This window comes from Protofrankia sp. Cas3, assembly GCF_963555955.1.
In the GTDB taxonomy this organism is placed as follows: Bacteria; Actinomycetota; Actinomycetes; order Frankiales; family Frankiaceae; genus Protofrankia.
Genome location: NZ_CAUVXP010000259.1, coordinates 1 through 4,925, shown reverse-complemented (window position 1 = coordinate 4,925; position 4,925 = coordinate 1). Strand labels below are relative to the sequence as shown.

The 4,925-nt window shown below is 67.4% G+C and carries 6 protein-coding genes; 4 read left to right on the top strand and 2 right to left on the bottom strand.

What is annotated here, in order from left to right; translation table 11 throughout:
- Nucleotides 1–460: 460 nt before the first annotated feature.
- A complete protein-coding gene (locus tag U9983_RS26640) occupies nucleotides 461–1,006 on the bottom strand; it encodes a tetratricopeptide repeat protein (protein WP_322756647.1) in 546 nt (181 codons plus the stop codon).
- Between U9983_RS26640 and U9983_RS26635 the strand changes: the two genes are divergently transcribed.
- The 3 genes from U9983_RS26635 to U9983_RS28205 all read left to right on the top strand — a co-directional run bounded on the left by U9983_RS26635 (nucleotide 984) and on the right by U9983_RS28205 (nucleotide 3,461).
- Entirely contained in the window at nucleotides 984–1,451 is a 468-nt protein-coding gene (locus U9983_RS26635) for a polyketide synthase (RefSeq protein WP_322756646.1), read from the top strand. The genes U9983_RS26640 and U9983_RS26635 overlap by 23 nt on opposite strands.
- Nucleotides 1,379–2,431, top strand: coding sequence for an acyltransferase domain-containing protein (locus U9983_RS26630; RefSeq protein WP_322756645.1), 1,053 nt, complete (start codon nucleotides 1,379–1,381; stop codon nucleotides 2,429–2,431). The genes U9983_RS26635 and U9983_RS26630 overlap by 73 nt, the downstream gene beginning before the upstream one ends.
- A 568-nt stretch (nucleotides 2,432–2,999) precedes the next feature.
- Complete coding sequence (locus U9983_RS28205) at nucleotides 3,000–3,461, top strand: SpnB-like Rossmann fold domain-containing protein (RefSeq protein ID WP_416211562.1); 462 nt, start codon at nucleotides 3,000–3,002, stop codon at nucleotides 3,459–3,461.
- Nucleotides 3,462–3,604: 143 nt separating this feature from the next.
- On the opposite strand, the gene U9983_RS26615 is transcribed toward U9983_RS28205, so the two are convergent.
- Nucleotides 3,605–4,042, bottom strand: a complete 438-nt coding sequence (locus tag U9983_RS26615; protein ID WP_322756642.1) for a zinc-binding dehydrogenase — start codon at nucleotides 4,040–4,042, stop codon at nucleotides 3,605–3,607.
- Between the two features lie 403 nt (nucleotides 4,043–4,445).
- On the opposite strand from U9983_RS26615, the gene U9983_RS26610 reads away from it, so the two are divergent.
- The coding region (locus tag U9983_RS26610; protein ID WP_322756641.1) for a polyketide synthase at nucleotides 4,446–4,925 on the top strand (480 nt) is incomplete at its 3' end.

Here is a 4,925-nt window from a genome sequence, read left to right as displayed (position 1 = left end):
GTCCTGGTTGTGGAGCTCGGCCATCGCCGCGACGTCTACCGCCGTTGACCGCTGGCCGCCCTCATCGCGGCTGATCGTAAGCTGCGTTGACGACCTGCACGGGCCATGATCGGCGCGTGTTTGTTCTTGGGTACGCTTTTCGGGCCGATATGCGTACCTAACGACAAACACGCGCCGATCTTGTGGATGGCGCTGATCTTGGGGATAGTTCTGTGCCGCGCATGGTCCGTGGACCGTCGGATCAACCGGTGCGGGAGGGGGGACTTGAACCCCCACGCCCGAAGGCGGCAGATCCTAAGAGAGCCGCATCGGCGATCTAGCCGCGCTACCAACGCTTACAGCCCCGATCGAACTTCGCAAAGCACCCAAACCACGCGGCACGACTTCCCGCACATTCCACGACGCATTCCACGAATCGCGACGCTCTGTGACCGGCAGCTGCGCGGCGGACCGCGAGCGGTTAGAGCTCGTCCGGTACGCCTGTCCCAGTGATCTCGCGCCACACGTCGTCGAACGGCTTCCCGACGGCTCGACGTTCCTCGCGGATGAGCGATACGACGAGCGCAGCGACGTCCTGGAGCTGGTGTTCGCTGGCGAGGGAAAAGGCTTCGAGCGTCACGTCCAGGACCGCACGTGTCGAGCCGAGCCCTTGCAGTAGGTAGCCGGTGAATGCCAAGGACTGAACAAACGGCCCCACGAAAGGTGCGGGGTACTGGCCGAAGAGGTCGCGTCGGACGGTGACGGCTTCTTCGATGGCGACCAGGGCGTCTTCGCGGCGGCCGAGGTCGGCCAGGCGGTTCGACAGGTTGTTCAGGGACATGGCGAGGTCGGGGCGGAAGGCGTCCGGTCGTAGCCGTGCCAGCTCCCGGCCGACTGCGACGGCTTCGGCCTTTCCGAAGGCGTGGGAGTCCTGCTGCTGGAACGGCTCGCGGACGCCCGTCGCCACGGCCATCGGGTGTTGGGCCTGGTGCCGGGGTACGGCGGTGAACTCCGACGGCGCGAGCAACGGACTGACCGCGCCGAACGGCCCGTCCCAGGAGCGTGTGATCCGCGACGCGCTGGCCAACGGCCGGCTGGTGGCCGAGACCATCGACGCGGTGGAGGCACACGGTACGGGTACCACCCTCGGTGATCCGATCGAGGCGCAGGCGCTGATTGCCGTCTACGGGCAGGACTGGCGGGAAGACCGGTCGTTGTGGTTGGGGTCGCTCAAATCGAACATCGGACACGCGCAGTCATCCGCGGGCGTGGGCGGTGTCATCAAGATGGTGCTCGCGATGCAGCACGGGGTGTTACCGCGGACCCTGCACGTGGCCGAGCCCACTCCCCACGTGGACTGGTCGGCGGGGGATGTGCGGTTGTTGACCGAGCCGGTGGCGTGGCCGGAGACCGGTCACGCGCGGCGGGCGGGGTGTCGTCGTTCGGTGTCTCCGGCACCAACGCGCATGTGATCGTCGAGGAGGCACCCGCCGTCGAACCCGAACCCGAACCCGATTCCAATTCCGAGCTGGGTGTCGGGGTGGTGCCGTGGTTGGTGTCGGCGCGATCGGAGGGGGGATTGCGGGCACAGGCGGGTGGGTTGTTGTCGCATTTTGAGGGTGCTCGGGCGGTGGATCCGGTGAATGTGGGGTGGTCGCTGCTGACGGGGCGGGCGGGATTGGAGCATCGGGCGGTAGTGCTGGGGGATGAACGTCAGGGGTCTATGGAGGGGCTGGAGGCGCTGGCGCAGGGGCGGCCCGCGGCGAACGTGGTGTGCGGCGCTGTTGGCGGTGGGGATGGTCGGGTGGTGTTGGTCTTTCCGGGTCAGGGATCGCAGTGGATGGGGATGGGGGTGGAGCTGCTGGATTCCAGTCCGGTGTTCGCGGCGCGGCGCGGCGCGGCACGGTTCGCGGAGTGCGGGCGGGCGTTGGCGCCGTTCGTGGACTGGTCGCAGGTAGAGGCGTTGCGGGGGGTGGAGGGCGCGCCGTCGCTGGATCGGGTGGATGTGGTGCAGCCGGTGTCGTGGGCGGTGATGGTGGCGGTGGCGTTGCCGCTGGTGGAGATCGAGGCCCGGCTGGCGCGGTGGGACGGCCGGATGTCGGTGGCGGCGGTCAACGGGCCTTCGTCGGTGGTGGTGGCGGGTGATCCGGGGGCGTTGGAGGAGTTGGTCGCTCGGTGTGTGGCTGAGGGAGTCACGGCGCGGATGATCCCGGTGGACTATGCGTCGCATACGTCGCAGGTGGGATTGATCCGCGACGATCTGGTCGAGGTGCTGGCGGGTTTGAAGCCGGGGGCGGCGCAGGTGCCGTTTTTTTTCACGGTGGAGGGGCGGCGGCTGGATGCCGGGGAGTTGGACGGCGGTTACTGGTATCGGAATTTGCGGGAGACCGTGCGGTTCGAGGAGGCGATCCGCGCCCTGGCCGCCGATGGGTTCGGGTGTTTGTGGAGGTAAGCGCACATCCGGTGTTGACGATGGCGGTGGCGGAAACGCTTGATGCCGTTGGTGTGGAGTCTGGTGTGGTTGTGGGGTCGTTGCGGCGGGATGAAGGAGGTCTGGACCAGTTCCTGGTCGGTGCGGCCGAGCTGTGGGTGCGGGGCGTGCCGGTGGACTGGACGCCGCTACTGGCCAGTGGCCGGCGGGTGGACCTGCCTACCTACGCTTTCCAGCATCAGCGCTACTGGCTGGAGGTCGGCGCGAAACCGGTCCCCGCAGGTGCATTCACCGGGCGATCGCTGTTCCAACTCGAATGGACTTCCCAGCCGGTGTCCTCCACGCCGCAACCCGCACGCTGGGCGATCATCGGAGCCGACGACGGCGGTTTGGGAGTCGTCGGCGACACCGTGGCGGTCTATGACGATCTAGCCGCGCTGGCCGCGGCCGGTGACCCGATCGCGGACTGGGTCCTCGTCCCCTGCCCGTACGACACTTCTCCGTACGGCACCTCTCCGGACGACGCGGCCCGGGAGCTCGCGTCCGCGACGCACGCCGCGGTGCATCGAACACTGGCACTGGCGCAGGCGTGGTTGGCCGACGAGCGATTCGCGGCCGCGAAGATCGTCCTGCTGACACGGGGTGCGGTGACCGGCGAGCCCCGCGGACAGGCCACCGATCTCGCCGGTGCCGCCTTGTGGGGACTGGTGCGATCGGCGCATCGGAGCATCCCGGCCGCTTCGTCCTGCTCGACCTGGACGACCTGGACGACAGCGAGGCCTCCCTGGCCATGGTTTCCGCTGCACTGGAAACCGGGGAACCACAACTGGCTCTGCGCGCCGGGCGAGCGTTCGTGCCGAGGCTGGCGCAAGCGCCGTCGCTGACGCTGACGCCGGATGAGGAGGCCATGGCCTGGAATCCGGAAGGAACCGTTTTGATCACCGGTGGCACCGGGATCATCGGCGGCCTGGTCGCCCGGCACCTGGTGGCCAGACACGGGGTACGGCACCTGCTTCTGGCCGGTCGCGGCGGGCAGCATGGTTCGAGATGAACTCGAACTTCACTTCTGCTGGCTCGCGAAGAAGCTCGCCGCTTCAGATCTGCTGTCCACGGAAGTGGGATCACTCCAGCGGCATGGTTGTCTGACGATGTGATCACAGGGCGGCTACGCCTGGTGCCTGTCAGTCCGCTCGGTCAGTCCTCCGGCGCGATGGTGATCACGACGTTGCCGATTTTCTGTCCCGTCTCCACGTACCGGTAGGCGTCGACGATCTGGTCCAGTGGGTACCGTCGGTCGATCAGCGGCTTGAACTCCCCGGACTCGATCAGCTCCCGAAGGTGGCGCACGATCGCCTGGTTGTCCCGCGGGAACGGAAACCTCACTTTCCTGCCGCGCAGCGGCGGGGTGACGAGCGCCAGGATCAGGTTCTGGGCCCAGGGACCCGGCTCCGAGGACACGTACACCCCGCCGGGCTTCAGTAGCCGCTTGCAGCGGCCGAACGTGCTCTTGCCCACCGCGTCGAACACCGCGTCGTAGGTCTGTTCGTCCTCGGTGAAGTCCCCCGCGGTGTAGTCGACGACCCGGTCGGCGCCCAGGCCCTTCACCAGCTCCAGGTTTGCCGTATCGCACACCGCGGTCACGGTGACGCCGAGACTTTTCAGCAGTTGCACGGCCGCCGGGCCTAGCCGCCCGGTAGGCGCAGTCCGTCCGGTTCACCGTCGTCGCGTGCACCCGGACGAGGACCTCCCGGTCCCCGACCGCGGGTCTGTCCACGTCGCGGATCTCAACTACCTCCGGCGGGCCGTACCTGGTGTGGACCGCCGTCGTGTTCGACTTCCCCACACCGCGGTTCCTGGCCGATCACCTTCGCTCACTGCTCGCGCCAGACATAGGCAACGGCGACCTCTGGGCAGGCCCCTGGTGTAAACCCCATGTCGACTGGTCCGGAGTGCCGTTGCGGGCGTCGGTGCCCCTTACGGGACATATAGGGGTATCGGACGTGAATTTTGTGGGTTAGGTTCGAGATAACCGTGGATGGTTCATCCAACTCGGGCGGGAGTGATCCTGGGCATGGAGAACAGCGTGTTCGCCGATAACGGACAACCAGTCGGCCCCGGGTTCCGTGGCGGGCCGGCCGAGCCGATTGCCGTCGTGGGTATGGCGTGCCGGTTTCCCGGGGCGCCGTCCGTCCGGGCGTTCTGGAGAGTACTCCGTGACGGACGCGAGGTAATCACCGATGTTCCCGCGAGCCGCTGGAACGCCGCCGAACTGTTTGACCCCGATCCAACCGCCCCGGGAAAGGTGAACTCGACCCGGGGCGGGTTCATCGACGGAATCGATCTCTTCGACGCGCCGTTCTTTCACGTCTCCCCACGGGAGGCGGCCTTCATGGATCCCCGCCAACGTCTCGTCCTCGAGATCGGTTGGGAGGCGCTGGAGGATGGCGGCGTCATTCCCGAGACGGTGCGGGGACGGCGTCTGGGAATCTTCGTCGGATCGATCTGGGACGACTTT